The sequence below is a fragment of the Pseudoflavonifractor sp. HNCC25GI2 genome (assembly GCF_058136395.1).
Genome location: NZ_JBYUOW010000004.1, coordinates 253,041 through 270,792, shown reverse-complemented (window position 1 = coordinate 270,792; position 17,752 = coordinate 253,041). Strand labels below are relative to the sequence as shown.

Below are 17,752 nucleotides of genomic sequence, written 5' to 3'. Positions count from 1 at the left end.
AATCTAACCATTTCAAGGCCGGGGACGCAGCTGCCAAAAAATGACCGCTCCGGCGGCGGCCACATTGAGGGAATCCACACCGTGGCACATGGGGATGCGGGCAGTATAATCGCACTCCGCTATGGTATGGGGAGAAAGGCCGTCCCCCTCCGTCCCCAGAATCACGGCCAGCTTTTCCACCCGGGCCAGTACCGGATCGTCAATGGAGACAGAGCGGTCGCTCAGGGCCATGGCCACGGTCTGAAAGCCCATGTCACGCAGGCGTGAGAGGCCCGGCTGGGGCCACTGAGAGGGGTCCTCCCCGATCTGGGTCCAGGGAATCTGAAAAACCGTCCCCATGCTCACTCGTACCGCCCGGCGGTACAGGGGGTCACAGCAGGACGGGGTTACCAAGATTCCATCCATACCCAGAGCGGCGGCGGAGCGAAACAGCGCGCCCACATTGGTGGGGTCGGCCAGATTTTCCAACACCGCAATGCGCCGGGCCGTGCGGCACAGCTCCTCCACGCTGGGCAGGACCGGGCGCATCATGGCGCACAGCACGCCCCGGGTCAACTCATAGCCCGTCAGACGGGCCAGTACCTCCCGGTCCGCGGTATAGACAGGCACATCCCCATATGATTCCAGCATGGAGTGCTCCAGCGCCGGAAGCTGCCGTCGCTCCATCAGAAACGAGACCGGGCGGCACCCCGCCGCCAGAGCACAGGAGATGACCTTGGCGCTCTCCGCAATGAACAGTCCCTTCTCCGGGGCACGGCGGCTGCGCAGCTGGGCATGTGTCAACTGGGTATAGACCGCCAGCTCCGGCGCTGCAAGGTCGGTAATTTCAATGACGTTGGCCATGGACTACTCCCCCTTCCCGGTCTGGAGAAAGACATAGTGCTGTGAATCTGAGTGGGCAGGAGAAAAGACGTAATTGAGCCGTGAGAACTCCTTCAGCGCCTCTGGCTCCTCCGCCCCAGTCTGTGCCAGATAGCGCACCATCTCCCCCCGGGCCATTTTACAAAGGGTCCCTATCTCCACCACCCGGCCGTTTATTTCCTCCCCAAACACGCAGGTAAGAAATGTTCTCCCCGGTTTCAGATACCGGGATACGCAGAGGCTGTACTCCTTGGAGGCCAGATTGATGACGCAGTCCGTCTCGCCATAAATCCGTTCTGCAATGTCTGCGCCCCAATATTCGTAAAGGTCTTTTGCATTACATAGTTTCAGCTTGGCCTGCATCTCCAGGCGATAGGGCGTCACTCCGTCAAAGGGGCGAAGCACCCCATAAAGGCCGGACAGGATCCGCAGATGTTCCTGGACATAGTCAAACTCCTCCTGGGTAAACACTCCGGGAGCCATATACTGATACTGAATGCCCTCATAAGCCAGAATGGCAGGTGTCAGCCGACTGCGCAGTTCGGAAGTTCTCAGCCGCTCCACATTTAGGGCGGCAATGGAGTCGTTGCACTTCCAAAGCTTTTTCAGTTCCTCCGGGGGCATGGTCCGAAGTTTTCTGTAAAGTGCTTCTGCTTTATCCAGAAAGCAGGGCAAGTCTTTCCAGGCCAACGTATCGGTATCTGTCCTCATTTTCTTGGCCGGTGAGATGATGATACGCATTGATTCGTTCCTTCCACGTCATTGGGTTTCGGGCAGGTGCGTCCGCGGCGCAGCTTTCCGGTCTGGCTGGTCATTCTCCCGCCAGGTAAGCCAGGATTTCGTCTGCGTTGGTATCCGGCTTCACCTTGGGCATTACCTTTTCAATGATGCCCTCCTCGTTAATGAGGTAGGTAGAGCGTACCACGCCCATGCTCACCTTGCCGTAGAGCTTCTTCTCCTGCCAGACGCCGTAGGCCTGAATCGCCTGAAGCTCCGGGTCGGAGAGGAGCACAAAGGGCAGCTCATATTTCTGGGCAAATTTCAGGTGGGAGGCCGTGGAGTCCTTGCTGATGCCGATTACCACGGCATTTTTCTCCTGAAACGCCCCGTAATTCCGGGCAAAGGCACAGGCCTGACGGGTACAGCCGGGGGTATTGTCCTTGGGGTAAAAATATAAAATCACCTTTTTGCCTAAAAAATCAGACAGGCTGACAAGGTTTCCCGCCTTGTCCGGCAGGGTAAACTCCGGTGCTTTGCTTCCAACGTCCAGCATCATACATTCTCCTTTTTAAAACTTAATGATCGGGGGTAATGGCCACTTTGATGACGCCGTCCCGGCGATTCTCAAAGAGGTCGTAGGCCTCCTGAATGCGGCTCAGGGGGCACGTGTGGGTAATCAGTGGCGTGGTGTCCAGCTTGCCCTGGGCAATCAGCGCCAACGTCTCCTCACAGTTGCAGCCATCCACCCCGCCGGTTTTAAAGGTCAGGTTCTTTCCGTACATATCCGGCAGAGGTAGCGTCTGAGGTTCGTCGTACAGGGCCACCACCGTAACCACTGCATTGGGTCTGGCACACTGCCAGGCCATGCGGAAGGTATCCGGACTGCCCGCTACCTCCAGAACCACATCCGCTCCGCCGTGGCTGCTGCTTCGGCGGACCAGTTCCTCCACTTGATCCGGGCCAACAGTGAGCACCTCCGGATAGTGGGACCGGACAAATTCCAGGCGGCTGGTGTCTTTGTCACAGACCAGGATGGTTTTAGGGCCATACAGCCGCACGCACTGCAGCGTACAAATGCCGGTGGGACCAGCGCCGAGAATGAGCACGGTATCCTCCGGCCCAATCTCCGAGATTTTAGCGGCCCAATAGCCGGTGGCCAACACATCTCCCACCAGCAATGCCTGGAGATCGGTGACAGAATCCGGAATTTTATTGAGCCCCTGGTCGGCATAGGGCACTCGGACATACTCCGCCTGTCCCCCGTCAATCCGACAGCCCAGGGCCCAGCCGCCGTCCGGGTCCGTGCAGTTGTTGACCCAGCCATGCTGGCAGAAGAAGCAGTCCCCACAGAAAGTCTCCACATTCACCGTCACCCGGTCACCGGGTTGGACATTGGTGACCGCCTCCCCCACCTCCGTTACCACGCCCACCATCTCGTGACCAACGGTGATGCCGGGCACCGCACGGGGCACAGAGCCGTGCTTGATGTGCAGGTCACTGGTACAAATACTGCCCAAGGTCACTCTCACAATGGCGTCCCGGGGATGCAGCAGTGTGGGCCTGGGCTTGTCCAGCAGTTGAAACTCCCCCTGTTTGATGTAGGTATAGGCCAGCATAGGCGGTTCCTCCCCCGTGTGATTTGGTACTGCGTTTCCTCTCCATTATAATCGCCCCCGGAAAGGCCGTCAACGCCATCCCCCCGATACCTGCTGTTCCATCTGTCCAAAGGCTCATGGCAGTTCCTCCGTCGGTACCGAGGAGTTGGGCCACATGGAGATGATCGCAGCCATCGTCCACCAGCTGACCCGAAACCTGAAGGCGGAGGAAATTGAGGGTACGCCCTTCGCCGCCTACTTTGTGGACCACACCACCGGAATCTATCCCACCGCTGCCTCCGGCTTCCCCTGGAGCGCCGGTTCCATGCAGTCCACCGGTGACGTCATTGCCGACCTCACAGAGGATCTGGCCGCGGAACAGAAAGCCCGCCTTACCTATGACAACATTCTCCGGCTGTCCGATGACCCGGACGTCAACAACGCCATCCGCTTCCTGCGGGAGCGGGAGATTGTCCACTTCCAGCGCTTCGGCGAGTGTCTGCGCCTGTGCAAGGAAAAAATGGACTCCAAGAACGTCTATCTCACCAACCCCGCCTTTGACAAAGCGGTTACCGCCCGGCCCAAGGCCCAGGGCTGACCATTCCAAACAAGAGAAACGGTGCGTCCCTGCGGGCGCACCGTTTCTTTAGAGTTGAAGTTCGGCCTCCGGCTCCGAGCTCAGCAGCTCCTCCTGTTCTTCCGGAAGCGCATCCAATATGAGTTCCTCCTCTGAGGGGGCGGCAAGCTCCTGTTCCTCCTGCTGCCGTCGTGCGCCTAAAATATGGATAAACCGGATTTCCTGATAGACGTAGGTACTTAGAGGCCGATAGTCCGCGTCCTGGCTGTGGGCTGCCACCAGAATATTATCCAGAGACGGAGGATTCCCCACCTCTACAATCACTGGTGTATGCCCGAATACGTCATAGGAGAACCGGAGCTGAGCAAAATCTCCCGGCATCAGCATTCTGAGATTGGCCTGGATTCCAAACGGGCCAGCGCTTTTCTCTGTCCGGGTCAGGAAATTATAAAAGTAGGGCACGCCCGTCCAGGCCGGAGCCCGATCGTTGGCACTGAGATAATACCAGCCGTAGGTAGGCATATAATTCATGATTCCCGTTCCAGCGTACAGACATTGGGAGGCAAAATTGGTGCAATCTCCACCCAGCTCGTCAAAATTATAAAAGCGCGGATTCCGTCCATAGGCCCAGCGGTGGGCATAGCGCACCGCCGCAGCCCGGTCGTAGGGAATAATCTCCGGCATTGCCATCACTCCTTTTCCCTCCCATTCTATTCTCCCGGGCAAAAAATATCCCGTCCCTGCCTTCAAAAGGCTGGGACGGGATTTTAATGTCAACCAAACAGGCTTTTATTTTACCAGCTGGCTCATGTCGTACAGACCAGGCTCGGTCACACCGGCCATGAACTTCGCCGCTTCAATGGCGCCCTGAGCAAAGATTTCCCGGGACAGGGCGGTGTGCTTGATCTCCATCACCTCGTCGTGTCCGGCAAAGATAATCTCATGCTCTCCCACGATGGTTCCGCCACGGACGGCGGAGATGCCGATCTCCTTCTTGTCCCGGGGCTGGCGGACCTCATGCCGGGAGTAGACGTACTCTGTCTCATGTCCGCAGCTGGAAGCGGCGGCATCGGCAATCATCAGGGCAGTGCCGCTGGGAGCATCCACCTTGCGGCGGTGGTGCCGCTCCACAATCTCAATGTCGTAGCTGTCCCCCAGAATGGAGGCCGCCTTCTTTACCAGCTCCAGCAGGACATTGATGCCCAGGGACATGTTGGCCGAACGGAAAATAGGCACCTCACAGGCCGCCGCGCCGATTTGGGCCACCTGCTCCGGGGTATAGCCGGTGGTAGCCAGCACCAGGGCGGTCTTGGTGGCTTTGGCAAACGTCAGAAGGCCGTCCAAGGCGGCGGGTGAGGAAAAGTCAATCACCGCGTCCGCCTCTCCGGTAAACTGAGCCGGCGAAGTGAATACGGGAAACTCCCGGTCACTGCTGCCCAGCACATCAAAGCCAGCCACGACCTCCACCTTGGGGTCGGCGGCGCACAGATCGGCCACCACCCGGCCCATATGGCCGTTGCAGCCGGAAATGATTATCTTCAGCATCAGGCTCCCCCTTACTTCAGCAGGCCCATACGCTCCATAGAGGCACGCAGAGTGGCCAGATTCTTCTCCGACATCTCGCACAGGGGCAGACGCAGGGGACCGGCCTCCATGCCCATCAGATTCATGGCAGTCTTGACGGGAATGGGGTTCACCTCGCAGAAGAGGGCATCAATGAGGTCCATATACTGGATCTGCAGCTTGGCCGCCTCCTGGAAGTTGCCCTCCAGGCACAGATGGCTCATCTTCACCATCACCTCGGGGGCGATGTTGGACACCACGGAGATGACACCCTTGGCGCCCAGGCTCATCATGGGCACCACCTGGTCGTCGTTGCCCGACCAGATGTAAAAGTCATCGGGGCACAGATAACGGGTGTGGGCCAGCAGAGAGAAGTTGCCGCTGGCCTCCTTGACACCGTTGATCTTGGGGTTCTTGGAGAGCACCTTGTAGGTCTCGGCCGTGAAGGAGACGCCGGTACGGCCGGGCACATTGTAGAGAATGATGGGCAGGTCCACCCGGTCGGCAATGTACTCGTAGTGCTTGATGAGGCCCTTCTGGCTGGCCTTATTATAATAAGGTGTCACATGGAGCAGAGCGTCGGCTCCGGAGTCCTGGGCGTGCTGGGACAGGTAGACGGCGGCGGAGGTGTCGTTGGATCCCGCGCCGGCAATAACCTTGACCCGGTGGTCCACCCGCTTGACACAGAATTCCACGGCCGCGATGTGCTCCCGGATGGACATGGTGGCGGATTCGCCGGTGGTGCCGCAGACGCACACCGCGTCCACGCCCGCCGCAATCTGCGCGTCAATCAGTCTTCCGAAAGCGTCGAAATTGATGTTTCCGTTCTGGTCAAAAGGGGTGGCCAGAGCCGGGCAGGCACCGGTAAATACAGGAGTTCTCATACAATTACAACCCTTTCCTCAATCAAACAAACCGAATTACTTGTGGTCAATATAGCCCTCGGCACACAGCAGCTCAGCCAGCAGAACCGCGCCGCCGGCAGCGCCCCGCAGGGTGTTGTGGCTCAGACCCACAAACTTATAGTCGTACTGGGTGTCAGGACGCAGACGGCCCACAGAGATGGCCATGCCGCCCTCCAGCTCCCGGTCCAGCTTGGCCTGGGGACGGTCGGGCTCCTCAAAATAGTGGATGAACTGCTTGGGGGCGGAGGGCAGATTCAGCTCCTGGGGACGGCCCTTGTAAGCGGCCCAATCAGCCTTGATCTGCTCCTCAGTGGGCTTGTTGCGGAAGGTAACGAAGGCGGCGGCGGTGTGGCCGTCAGACACGGGCACACGCAGGCACTGGGCGGTGATCTCCGGGCTGGAGGCCTTCACAATCTTGCCATCCTGGATGGTGCCCCAAACCTTCAGAGGCTCCTGCTCGCTCTTCTCCTCTTCCCCGCCGATGTAGGGGATGAGGTTATCCACCATCTCGGGCCAGCGCTCGAAGGTCTTGCCGGCGCCGGAAATGGCCTGGTAGGTGCAGACCAGCACCTTCTCAATGCCGTACTTCATCAGGGGGTGCAGCACAGGGGCGTAGGACTGGATGGAGCAGTTGGACTTGACGGCGATGAAGCCGCGCTTGGTGCCCAGACGCTTGCGCTGGAAGGGGATGACCTCCAGGTGCTGGGGGTTGATTTCGGGCACGACCATGGGCACGTCGTCGGTCCAACGGTTGGCGGAGTTGTTGGAAACCACCGGGCACTCGGCCTTGGCGTACTTCTCCTCCAGAGCGCGAATCTCTTCCTTCTTCATATCCACCGCGCAGAAGACAAAGTCCACCAGACCGGCAATCTTCTCCACGTCGTCCTGGGCGTTCATCACCACCAGACCCTTGGCCTCCTCAGGAATGGGGGTCTTCATGGCCCAACGGCCGGAAACAGCCTCCTCATAGGTCTTGCCGGCGGAGCGGGGGCTGGCCGCAATCGCTGTCAGCTGGAACCAGGGGTGATTCTCCATCAGCGTGACAAAACGCTGGCCCACCATGCCCGTTCCGCCGATAATTCCTACCTTATACTTTTCCATCTCGATTACCTCCGCATCAACTTTATAATATGCTATGATTTGGCTGGAAATAAGTTATTCCCGCTTTTGTCTTCTGCAAAAGAGAAAAAATAAATCAGCGGCTTTTCAAGCGGCTGATTTTGTACTATAATGTCGACTGTGATACTTCTTCGCAGACAGCCGGCAAAATATTCACAAAAGCAGACAGCGCTCCATCAGCTCACTCTGATGACAGTCGCCAGGCTCTTAACCAAGCGACCAGGGCTTCTCCCTCCGGCGAAGGAAACCCTTCGGCGGCGTCCCCTTTCCGCATGGCTGAAACGGGAACCGGAACCCTGACCATGCGTACTAATGTAGCCGCGCCTCTATCTTGCAGAATTTGTGTTTATCCTACCATGTTTGGAAGTGAGTGTCAATAGCACGTATCATGGAAAACAGAGAAATGGAGTCCGTTATGACCAAAAGATTTATGCAACTTGTCGCTGTTCTGCTTGCACTATTCCTGTCTGTTCCGGCAAGCTGGGCCGCCACGGTCAACAGCGATGGGGAGGTCATGCTGCGTATCGGCCTCGCCTCCTCCTCCAGCTACAATGAGATCGGCGAACTCATTGGCGCCAATTTGTGGAACAACACCGGATACGGCGCCGGCTACCGGTTCGGATACTTCGATAAGAACCTGAACTTTGTGGAGCTGGCCCGCACGGACGCCAGTGTGGAGCAAGTCAGCGTCATCAAAACGCAAAACACCTGGTTTGACAGCAGCGGCAGCCGCAGCTCCTATTCCAACTCGGATAATGGCAGCAGCGTGGTGGTCGGCTGCTACCACATCCAGGTTCCCGGCAGCTACTCCTCCTATCGGGACGCCTCTGCCGATGCCAAGTCTCTGGGCGGCTTTGTTGCTTGGATCAATGGTTCCTATCAGGTTCGCGTCGGCGCTTACACCACAAAAGAAGCCGCTGCCGCCGCCTGCTCCTCTCTGGGTTACGGGACGGTTGTGGGAACCAGCTCTTACGGCGTCAATGTGGTAGCCACCGGAACCAGCCAGATTCTCTTCCAGTTTGATGGAGGCGCTTCACAGAGCCTTGGCATTATGCCTGACGTCACCGGAGCTTCCGATGTGCGCACCTGGTTCTGGGACATCAAGTACCGGGGCGGATTTACCTATCAGCGCATTGACGGCGGCAACATTACCGTAGCCAATATTATCGATTTGGAGAATTATGTAAAAGGCGTTGCTCCCTATGAGATGGGTCGGACCTGGCCCCTGGAGGCTCTGAAGACCCAAGCCACCTGCGCCCGCACCTATGCTCTGCGCCGCTTAAACAGCCACAACAGTCTGGACTTTGACCTGTGCAACAGCGACCACTGCCAGGTCTACAACGGAGCGGGCAGCAAGAGCACAACCTGGGGGCCCTCTGCGGTCAGCGACCAGGCGGTGGAAGAAACCGCCGGCCAGGTGGTGTGGTACAAAAATTCTCTGGCTGAAACAGTTTACTCCTCCAGCTTCGGAGGTGCCAGTGAAAACGCCAAATATGTCTGGGGCACAGACACCGTCAACACCTACCCATACTTAAGCGGCGTAGTGGATCCCTATGAGGAGAAAGCGGCCAGCATCAACGCCCGTGCCAACTGGACAGTTACCTACACCGCCGCTCAGCTGGAGGACCGCCTCCACAGCAAATACTACGGCACCGGACATTCCATCGACTATCTGGAGCTTCTCTACTCAGAACTGGGCAATGTGATTAAGCTCACCGTACACTGGGACAACAATCAGACCAGCGAATTTAAGCCCACCAGCATCCGCAGCGTGTTCGGCGTGAACTCCATCCGTTTTACCATCAACGGGCAGACCGTAACAGGCGGGTCGGGAAGCACCTCCGGTTCGGACGGAAGCTACGCCGTCAATGGCTCCGGGTCCCTCTCCTCTCTGGATGGACTGTATGCCATTTCAGGTGCCGGTACCACAGCTGCTCTGGGTGATGACCTCTATGTCATCTCGGGCAGCGGCACCACCTCGGCTCTGGAGCCCGGAACGGGCTCCGGCGGCTCCAATCAGGGCGGCGGTACCGTCACGGTCTCCGGCAACTCCTATGTCTTTAACGGCGGAGGCTGGGGCCATCAGATTGGCATGAGCCAGTATGGCGCCTATGCCATGTCTCAGCTTGGATTTACCTACGAAGAAATCTGTGAATTCTATTACCCGGGCACCCAGGTCGGGCCCTATCAAAAATAACGTTAGGATGGCGTAATCGTTGAAAACCTCGGACTTTAATTTTTACCTGCCGGAGGAGCTGATTGCTCAGACTCCTCTGGAACGCCGGGACGCTTCCCGGCTTCTCACCCTGGACAAGCACACCGGTCAAACCGGTCACCACCATTTTTATGACCTGCCTCAGTTTCTCCGTCCCGGAGACTGCCTGGTTCTGAACAACTCCCGGGTCCTCCCCGCCCGCCTCATCGGCCACCGCCCCACCGGCGGCGTCTGCGAGGTTCTTTTGCTCACCGACAAGGGAGACAACCAATGGGAATGCCTGGTCCGTCCCGGGCGCAAGCTTAAGCCGGGCGCCCAGGTCAGCTTCGGCGACGGACAGCTGACCGCCACCATTGAGGCGGAGCTGGACGACGGCAAGCGGCTGGTGCGTTTTCATTACCAGGGTATTTTCCTGGAAATCTTGGAAGCGCTGGGCAAAATGCCCCTCCCCCCCTATATCAAGGCGGAGCTGCAGGACAACGAGCGGTATCAGACCGTCTACTCCAAGGTGATGGGCTCGGCTGCTGCCCCCACCGCTGGTCTCCACTTCACTCCCGAGCTTTTGGATCAGGTACAGGCAATGGGTGTAAAGGTCTGCTACGTTACCCTTCACGTGGGTCTTGGCACCTTCCGTCCGGTGAAGGCGGAGGATATTCAGGACCACGAGATGCACTCGGAGTTCTGCATGATCAGCCAGGAGACCGCGGACATTATCAACGAGACCAAGGCCGCCGGCGGGCGGGTGATCTGTGTGGGTACCACCTCCTGCCGTACCATTGAAAGCTTCGCCTCCGAGGACGGCACTATGACGGAGCGCTCGGGCTGGACCAACATCTTCATCTACCCCGGATACCGCTTCAAGGTGCTGGACGCCCTCATCACCAACTTCCATCTCCCCCAGTCCACCCTTATTATGCTGGTGTCCGCCCTGGCCGGTCGGGAACATGTCCTGGCCGCCTATGATGAGGCAGTGCGGGAGCGCTACCGCTTCTTCTCCTTTGGTGATGCCATGTTTATCTATTGAGCTCCCCTTTGCTATGAAACAAAAAAACTCTCCCGATGCGGTGCCGGAAATGGCACCGCATCGGGAGAGTTTTTTTGAACGCTTTTATTTGGTTGTCTTCCGGGCCTCCCGGTACTCCCGGGCATGCTCCAAGAGCTCGGCCGCGCTGCGGCGCAGAGCCTCGCTCACCTGTGCGCCGCCAATAAGCCGGGACAGTTCTTCCTCCCGCCCCTCCTTGCTGAGCCGTTCCACCTTTGTATAGGTACGGCCATTCCGTTCTCCCTTTTCCACAGAGAAGTGGGCGTCTGCCATGGCGGCAATCTGGGGCAGATGGGTGACGCACAACACCTGTTTGTGCCGGGCCACATCGGCCATTTTCTCGGCAACCTTCTGGGCCGCCCGGCCGGACACACCGGTGTCCACCTCGTCAAACACCAGACTGCCGATGCCGTCGTCCTCCGCCAGCACATTTTTCAGTGCCAGCATAATCCGGGCCAGCTCGCCGCCGGAGGCTACCTTCTGAATGGGCTTGAGCGCCTCTCCCACGTTGGCCGACATGAGGAACTGCACCTTATCCATGCCAGAGGCATCCATCCCGTCTTCCCCTTCGCTGGGAAGGAACTCTGTCTCAAAGCGCACCTTGGGCATGTCCAGCTGGCGCAGCTCCTCCTGCACCCGCTTCTGCAGCTTCAGCGCCGCCTTTTTCCGCGCGGCGGTCAGCGCCGCTCCCTTCTCCCGGGCGCAGGCGCGCTCCTTCTCCAACTCAGCAGTCAGCCGGACAATGGTGTCATCGGCATACTGGATCTGATCCAGCTCCCGGCGGCTGCGCTCCAGATAGTCCAACATCTCCGCCACCGTGGAGCCGTATTTCTTTTTCAGGCGGTAAATGATATCCAGCCGTCCCTCAATCTGGTCCAGCTCACCGGGAGAAAAATCCAGCTCCCGGCTCATATCCCGCAGACATTCCGCCGCATCGTCCGCCGCGCAGCGAAGGGCGGACAGCTTTTCTGCCAAAGCGGCCAGCGGGTCGGTCAGTCGGGCCACTCGGCTCACCGCCCCCTCTGCCTGGGCAATGAGATCGCAGGCTCCCTGGCTGTCTTCACTTCCGGAGAGGGCGTACTCCGCCTCCTGCACCGCATCCATCAGCTTTCCGGCGCTGCGCAGGAGCTTGCGCCGCTCGTCCAGCTCCTCGTCCTCCCCTTCTTTCAGGTCGGCCCGTTCCAGCTCTCCAATCTGATAGGTCAAGGTGTCCACCCGGCGGGAGCGTTCTGCCTCATCCATCTCCAGAGCGGAAATCTGCTTCTTGCGTGCCTGGACCGCCTCGTAGGCCTTGCGGTAGTCCTCCAACAGCTTCCCCGTTCGGCCAAAGCTGTCCAGATAGCTCAGGTGACAGGCCGGGTCCAGCAGCTGCTGTCCGTCGTGCTGGCCGTGGATATCCAGCAGCTGCCGCCCCAGCTCCCGCAGCTGAGCCACGGTCAGCGGACGCCCATCCAGCCGGCACACGTTCCGCCCATCTCCGGAAATCTCCCGCTGCAAAAGCAGCTCCTCACCCTGAGGGAAACCTGCATCCTCCAGCCAGCGCAGCTTGGGCAGGCCGGTAAACACCGCCGTCACTAAGGCAGACTTGGCTCCGGTGCGGATGAGCTCCCGGCTGGTACGCTGGCCCAGCACCGCGCTGATGGCATCGATGACAATGGACTTGCCCGCGCCCGTCTCACCGGTGAGCACGTTGAAGCCCGGCTCAAAGGCGATGTCCGCCGACTCAATAATGGCAATATTTTCAATGTGGAGCAGTGAGAGCATAGCCCCCTCCCTCCTTTTTATTTCAGCAAATTATGCACCTCGGCCTCAAAAAGCTGGGCCGAAGCATTATCCCGCATAATCAGAATACCCGTGTCATCCCCCGCCAGGCTGCCCACCATATTGGGAATCTGCATGTTGTCCAGCGCAGAACAGGCTGCCGAGGCCAGGCCGGGCATGGTCTTCACCACCACAATGTTCTGGGCCACCTCGACGGATGTGACCCCTTCCTTAAAGATGTTGCGAAGGCGCAGGTCCACGCCGGTGGAATTTTTGCGATCGGACAGGGTGTAGCGGTACCCTCCCCGCCCGGACAGCTCCTTGACCAGACGCAGCTCCTTGATGTCCCGGGAAATGGTCGCCTGAGTAGCGTTATAGCCCCGGGCACGCAGCTGTTCCAACAGCTGCTCCTGGGTTTCCACCTCCACCTCCTGAATGATGCTGAGGATCTCGGACTGACGGGCATTTTTCATGGGGCAAATCCTCCTAACTTCTGGCTAATCACCTGATAAAAGCTGCGCTTGGAAAGTGTCACAAGCTCCGTACAATACCGGGACTGACGAATCTCCACCCGGTCTCCTCCGGTCAGCCGCAGTGCCTTGCCGCCATCGATTGACAAGTACAAATGCTTGCGCCCGCCCTTTGGCAGGCGTACCGTCACCACTCGCTCATGGGAGAGCACCATGGCCCTCGCCGCAAGCTGATGGGCACACACAGGGGTCACAATGATACATTTGGAGGTGGGCTCCACAATAGGACCGCCCGCCGACATGGAATAGGCTGTGGACCCGGTGGGGGTAGCCACAATGACTCCGTCCCCCATGATAGCCGCCGCCTGCACATCGTCAGCCAGCACCTCCATTTCCGCGACCCTGGCCATGGAACCCTTGGAAATGACCGCGTCATTCAGAGCCAGATCCTGGCTGACCACCTTCTCGCCCCGGAGCACACGCACATCCAGCATCATCCGCTTTTCCGTGGTGTACTGCCCCTTGGGCAGCGCCGCCAGCTGGGACAGCTCTCCGCGCTCCAGCTCCGCCATGAAGCCGACGCTCCCCATATTCACGCCCATAACCGGCACCCCGTGCAAGGTCGCATCCCGGGCCGCATGGAGAATGGTTCCGTCTCCTCCAAAGCAGATGAGCAAATCCGCTCCCGGCAGTTCCTGCTCCAGCGTGGACAGCTCCACCTGGCCGGGCAGGTCCAGCCGGTCCCCTTTCTTTGGCGTAAAGGGAAGACAGATTACAACCTCGGCGCCCGCTTTGCGCAAAATGCGCTGTGCCTCCATGGTGGCACGCAGCCCACGGTCCCGATATGGGTTTGCGCTGAGGATAATCTTCATCCCTGTTCCTCCTTCCAGGCTCCGTGGGACTGCTCCACCAGCGCCTTCAAATCTCCCTCGTAAGCCGGTCCCGGACCCGCAAAGAGATAACCCAAATACTCAATGTTTCCTTCCGGCCCCTTAATGGGGGAAAAGGTGAGATCCCGGACGGAAAAGCCCGCATTGGCCGCATGGACCAGAAATTGCTCCAGCACCTCCAGATGCACCTGGGGATCCCGGACCACGCCTTTTTTGCCCACCTTCTCCCGGCCCGCCTCAAACTGGGGCTTGACCAGGCAGACACCGCTTCCCCCCTCCTTCATCAGCGGCCGGATGGCCGGCAGAATCAGGTTGAGGGAAATAAAGGAGACATCCACCGAAAAAAAGTCCAGAGGGTCGGGGATCTGTTCCCGGGTCAGATAACGGGCATTGGTCCGCTCCATACACACCACCTGCGGGTGGGTACGCAGCTTCCAATCCAACTGATTATAGCCCACATCCACGGCATACACCTTGGCCGCACCATTTTGCAGCATACAGTCGGTAAATCCACCGGTGGATGCGCCGATGTCGCCGCACACGGCTCCCTCAAGGTGGATGGGCCAGCAGGTCATGGCCTTTTCCAGCTTCAGCCCGCCCCGGCTGACATAGCGCAGGGTCTTACCCCGCACCTCGATATGGCTTTCCGGCGTGACCGGAGCTCCGGCCTTGTCCACCTTCTGTCCATCTACATAGACCTGTCCGGCCATAATAATCGCCTGAGCTTTCTGCCGGCTCTCCGCCAGCCCCTGCTCTGTCATCGCCACATCCAACCGCTTCTTAGCCACGCCCCAGCACCTCCAGCGCCTTACGCGCAATTCCTTCTCCGTCCAGATTTCGTTCTTTCTTCAAATACTTCAGCGCGCCGTGGGCGATAAACTGTGCACCGCAGTTTATGAGACAAACCCTTGCTCCCACATGCTGCTCCTCCAGCGCGGCTGCTAAACGCTGACCGATACAGCCCTCTGCCATACAGTCCTCTGCGACCAGCAGCGCCCCGGTCTTTTTCACAGAAGCGGCCACTCCATCCGTTTTCAAAGGTGTAAGGACATTTAACTTTACAACTTCTGCCTCCACACCTTTTTCGCTCAGAATTTGGGCGGCTTCCAGCAGATCGTTAATCTGGATTCCGTAGCCGGCCAGAGTAATATCTCCGCCGCTGCGCAGTACCACGGAGGCCTCTGCACCACTGTCGGCCGTATAGGCCCCCTCGCCGCCTCTGGGGTAGCGAACGGCCACCGGGCCGTCCATGTGGAGTACCGCCTGCTCCAGCATCCGCTCCAGTTCCGCATAGCTGGAAGGCGCCAACACCGTCATTCCCGGCACGCTGTCCAGGTAAGCCACATCAAAGACACCATGGTGGGTCTCCCCATCTTCTCCCACCAATCCGGCCCGATCCACCCCCAGGACAACATGGAGATGATCCAGAGCTACATCGTGGAGAATCATATCATAGGCACGCTGCAGAAAAGTGGAATACACTGCAAAGACGGGGATGGCTCCTTCCTTGGCCATACCGGCCGCCATAGAGACAGCACACCCTTCTGCAATTCCCACATCAAAGAAGCGCTCCGGGCAGGCCGCCTGGAAATGCTCCAGCCCCGTTCCGCTCATCATGGCCGCCGTAATGGCACAGATGCGCTTATCCTCCTGCCCCAGCCGGTCCAACGTGCGGCCAAACACAGAAGAAAAGTTCTCTCCCGATGCCTTCTTCGCCTTTCCAGTCAGGGGATCAAAGGGAGAGACACCATGAAAGGCGTCCGGGTTCTCCTCCGCGGGGAGATACCCCTTTCCCTTCTTGGTCTTGACATGGAGCAGCACCGGCTCATTCACATCCCGGGCATAGCGCAGAATCTGGGTCAGATGGTGCAGGTCGTGCCCATCCACCGGCCCCATATAGTTGAAGCCCATATTCTCAAACATGTTGCAAGGAAGCAGGCTCTGCTTCAAGGCCTGTTTCATCTTATGTGTAAAGCCATAAACCTTGCGGCCAATCCAGGTGGCATTCATAATGCGGCGATAGTGGCGCTTGAAGGTCAGATACTGGGGCTTGAGCCGCTGCTTGGCCAGATGATCGGCCACTGCACCCACATTGGGCGTGATGGACATGCCGTTGTCATTGAGGATAACCAGCAGCTGCTGCCCGCAGTCCCCAGCGTTGGACAAGCCCTCATAGGCAAGCCCGCCGGTAAGCGCTCCATCGCCAATGAGGGCCAGTACCTTATAGTCCTCCCCCATCAGGGTTCTGGCCCGTGCCATGCCCAGTGCCACAGCCACCGAGTTGGAGGCGTGGCCCGCAATAAACGCATCGTGTATGCTCTCCTTCGGCTTGGGAAAGCCCGCAATACCGCCATACTGCCGCAGAGTAGCCATCTGTTCCCGCCGCCCGGTCAGCATCTTATGGGGGTAACACTGGTGCCCCACGTCAAATACCAGACGGTCCCGGCTGGTATCAAACACCCGGTGAATGGCCACGGTCAGCTCCACAGCGCCCAGATTTGAGGCCAGGTGGCCGCCGGTTTGGGCCACATCCTCCACCAGCTCCCGGCGGAGCTCCGCGCACAGCTGTGCGCACTCCCGGTCGCTGTATCCTGCCAGCAGCGGGCCTTGTATATGCTCTTGTGTCTTGCTATCCAAACTTGACCGACTCCTTTTTGTGGGGCCTGTCGCCCCCAGTCAGCGCTGCAGCAGAGCCAGGCAGCCCACTGCGATGCCCAGTAGGGCCCCCATAAAGACCTGGAACGGGGTGTGTCCCAGCGCTTCCTTCAGCCGCCTGCCCCGCAGCTGCGGTGGAATCTGCTCCATACCGGAGAGCAGTTCATTCAGTGCCTTGGCCTGTTCTCCGGTCGACCAGCGCACATTGCAGGCGTCATACATCACCACAACGGCCATACCGGCCGCCAATGCAAACAGCGGCCCGGACCAGCCGTACAAAATGCCCACCGACACTGCCAGCGCGCAGACAAAGGCGGAGTGGGAACTGGGCATCCCTCCGCTTTTCAGAAGCAGACTGAAGTCCGACTTTCCCTGAAACGCATAGTGCAGCAGCACTTTCAGCACCTGGGCTGCCAGCCAGGCCAGCAGCGCCAGATCCAGCATCAGGTTTCCAGTTACATAGCCGCGGTAAAATTCCATGGTATTTCTCCTTGTCCGGGTCACTTATTCCGTACGGACATCTCCCATGCCAGCCAGGACAAAAATCCTGCCTCTTCAAATCCCTCCAGCGCATCCACCGCTTCCTGGGTCAGCTGCTCCATCAGCTGGCTGCAGCCGGACAGGCCCAGCGCGGTTACAAAGGTGTTTTTCTCGTTTACCCGGTCCGATCCAACCGGTTTTCCCAGCTCCGTGTCCGAGCTGGTCACATCCAGCATATCGTCCCGCACCTGGAACGCACGGCCCAGGGCCTGAGCATAGCGCTTTACCTTCTGCAGCTGCTCCTCGTTCCCGCCCGCGGCAATACAGCCCAGCTGTGCCGCAGCGGCGATCAATGCCCCGGTTTTTAGACTCTGGAGCTGCTCCAGCTCACGCCGTGTCATGGCCCGGCCCTCCCCTGCCATATCCAGGGCCTGTCCGCCTACCATGCCCTCCGGGCCAGCCGCTTCCGACAGGCAGCGCACCGCCTCCACAATCTGCTGGGCAGGCAGCTGGGCCGACGCCAGCTGACCGAAAGCAGCCGTCAGAAGGCCATCTCCCGCCAGAATGGCTGTGGCCTCGCCGTACACCACGTGGTTGGTGGGCCGGCCCCGGCGCAGCTGGTCGTCATCCATGGCAGGCAAATCGTCGTGGATGAGGGAATAGGTATGCACCATCTCCACAGCGGCCGCAAAGGGCAGCGCCTGCTGGGGATCTCCCCCGCACATACGGCAGGTCTCCAGCACCAGTACGGGACGAATGCGTTTCCCACCGGCCATCAGAGAGTACTCCATGGCCTCCTGCAGATCCGCATACCGCTCCCCTTCCCGGCAAAGGTGAGACAGATAGTCCTCAACCAGAACCAGGTCCTGATCCATGTGCTCGGAATAATTCGGTTCCAT

17 protein-coding genes, 1 pseudogene and 1 riboswitch are annotated in these 17,752 nt (G+C 59.1%); of the genes and pseudogenes, 3 read left to right on the top strand and 15 right to left on the bottom strand.

The window, feature by feature from the left end:
- Positions 1–12 precede the first annotated feature (12 nt).
- The 4 genes from AC3YUO_RS07950 to AC3YUO_RS07935 form a co-directional block, all read right to left on the bottom strand.
- The gene (locus AC3YUO_RS07950; RefSeq protein WP_489962491.1) at positions 13–843 is read right to left on the bottom strand and encodes a TrmH family RNA methyltransferase; all 831 of its coding nucleotides are present in this window, start codon (positions 841–843) and stop codon (positions 13–15) included.
- A 3-nt stretch (positions 844–846) separates the two neighbouring features.
- Positions 847–1,602, bottom strand: a complete 756-nt coding sequence (gene yaaA / locus AC3YUO_RS07945; protein WP_489962490.1) for a peroxide stress protein YaaA — start codon at positions 1,600–1,602, stop codon at positions 847–849.
- Between the two features lie 70 nt (positions 1,603–1,672).
- Positions 1,673–2,134 (bottom strand): thioredoxin-dependent thiol peroxidase, encoded by a 462-nt coding sequence (bcp, locus tag AC3YUO_RS07940; RefSeq protein WP_489962540.1) that lies wholly within the window; start codon positions 2,132–2,134, stop codon positions 1,673–1,675.
- Positions 2,135–2,156: 22 nt separating this feature from the next.
- Positions 2,157–3,197 (bottom strand): alcohol dehydrogenase, encoded by a 1,041-nt coding sequence (locus AC3YUO_RS07935; RefSeq protein WP_489962489.1) that lies wholly within the window; start codon positions 3,195–3,197, stop codon positions 2,157–2,159.
- A gap of 124 nt (positions 3,198–3,321) precedes the next feature.
- On the opposite strand from AC3YUO_RS07935, the pseudogene AC3YUO_RS07930 reads away from it, so the two are divergent.
- Positions 3,322–3,774: pseudogene (locus AC3YUO_RS07930) on the top strand (manganese catalase family protein); the annotation flags it as partial.
- A 48-nt stretch (positions 3,775–3,822) separates the two neighbouring features.
- Here the strand turns inward: AC3YUO_RS07930 and AC3YUO_RS07925 are convergent.
- From AC3YUO_RS07925 to asd, 4 genes are all read right to left on the bottom strand, one after another.
- Positions 3,823–4,437, bottom strand: coding sequence for an amidase domain-containing protein (locus tag AC3YUO_RS07925; RefSeq protein ID WP_489962488.1), 615 nt, complete (start codon positions 4,435–4,437; stop codon positions 3,823–3,825).
- A gap of 105 nt (positions 4,438–4,542) precedes the next feature.
- Positions 4,543–5,298 carry a 4-hydroxy-tetrahydrodipicolinate reductase gene (gene dapB / locus AC3YUO_RS07920; protein WP_489962487.1) on the bottom strand — a complete coding sequence of 252 codons (756 nt, stop codon included), beginning with the start codon at positions 5,296–5,298 and terminating at the stop codon, positions 4,543–4,545.
- Positions 5,299–5,309: 11 nt separating this feature from the next.
- Positions 5,310–6,200 carry a 4-hydroxy-tetrahydrodipicolinate synthase gene (dapA, locus tag AC3YUO_RS07915; protein WP_489962486.1) on the bottom strand — a complete coding sequence of 297 codons (891 nt, stop codon included), beginning with the start codon at positions 6,198–6,200 and terminating at the stop codon, positions 5,310–5,312.
- Between the two features lie 36 nt (positions 6,201–6,236).
- Positions 6,237–7,322 (bottom strand): aspartate-semialdehyde dehydrogenase, encoded by a 1,086-nt coding sequence (asd, locus tag AC3YUO_RS07910; protein WP_489962485.1) that lies wholly within the window; start codon positions 7,320–7,322, stop codon positions 6,237–6,239.
- A gap of 176 nt (positions 7,323–7,498) precedes the next feature.
- Positions 7,499–7,677, bottom strand: a riboswitch (Lysine riboswitch).
- 93 nt (positions 7,678–7,770) lie between these two features.
- Between asd and AC3YUO_RS07905 the strand changes: the two genes are divergently transcribed.
- Entirely contained in the window at positions 7,771–9,537 is a 1,767-nt protein-coding gene (locus tag AC3YUO_RS07905) for a SpoIID/LytB domain-containing protein (protein ID WP_489962484.1), read from the top strand.
- A gap of 19 nt (positions 9,538–9,556) precedes the next feature.
- Entirely contained in the window at positions 9,557–10,579 is a 1,023-nt protein-coding gene (queA, locus tag AC3YUO_RS07900; protein WP_489962483.1) for a tRNA preQ1(34) S-adenosylmethionine ribosyltransferase-isomerase QueA, read from the top strand.
- 84 nt (positions 10,580–10,663) lie between these two features.
- Here queA and recN read toward each other — a convergent pair whose 3' ends face one another.
- Genes recN through AC3YUO_RS07865 form a run of 7 tightly spaced genes read right to left on the bottom strand, consistent with a single transcriptional unit; the run spans position 10,664 to position 17,752 of the window.
- Complete coding sequence (gene recN, locus AC3YUO_RS07895; protein ID WP_489962482.1) at positions 10,664–12,361, bottom strand: DNA repair protein RecN; 1,698 nt, start codon at positions 12,359–12,361, stop codon at positions 10,664–10,666.
- A 17-nt stretch (positions 12,362–12,378) separates the two neighbouring features.
- Complete coding sequence (locus AC3YUO_RS07890) at positions 12,379–12,831, bottom strand: arginine repressor (RefSeq protein WP_489962481.1); 453 nt, start codon at positions 12,829–12,831, stop codon at positions 12,379–12,381.
- Positions 12,828–13,700, bottom strand: coding sequence for an NAD(+)/NADH kinase (locus AC3YUO_RS07885; protein WP_489962480.1), 873 nt, complete (start codon positions 13,698–13,700; stop codon positions 12,828–12,830). Before AC3YUO_RS07885 ends, AC3YUO_RS07890 begins: the two co-directional genes overlap by 4 nt.
- On the bottom strand, positions 13,697–14,506 hold the full coding sequence (locus tag AC3YUO_RS07880) for a TlyA family RNA methyltransferase (protein WP_489962479.1): 810 nt from the start codon (positions 14,504–14,506) through the stop codon (positions 13,697–13,699). Before AC3YUO_RS07880 ends, AC3YUO_RS07885 begins: the two co-directional genes overlap by 4 nt.
- Entirely contained in the window at positions 14,499–16,355 is a 1,857-nt protein-coding gene (dxs, locus tag AC3YUO_RS07875) for a 1-deoxy-D-xylulose-5-phosphate synthase (RefSeq protein WP_489962478.1), read from the bottom strand. Before dxs ends, AC3YUO_RS07880 begins: the two co-directional genes overlap by 8 nt.
- Positions 16,356–16,394: 39 nt before the next feature.
- Positions 16,395–16,853 (bottom strand): divergent PAP2 family protein, encoded by a 459-nt coding sequence (locus AC3YUO_RS07870; RefSeq protein ID WP_489962477.1) that lies wholly within the window; start codon positions 16,851–16,853, stop codon positions 16,395–16,397.
- A 20-nt stretch (positions 16,854–16,873) separates the two neighbouring features.
- On the bottom strand, positions 16,874–17,752 hold the full coding sequence (locus tag AC3YUO_RS07865; protein ID WP_489962476.1) for a polyprenyl synthetase family protein: 879 nt from the start codon (positions 17,750–17,752) through the stop codon (positions 16,874–16,876).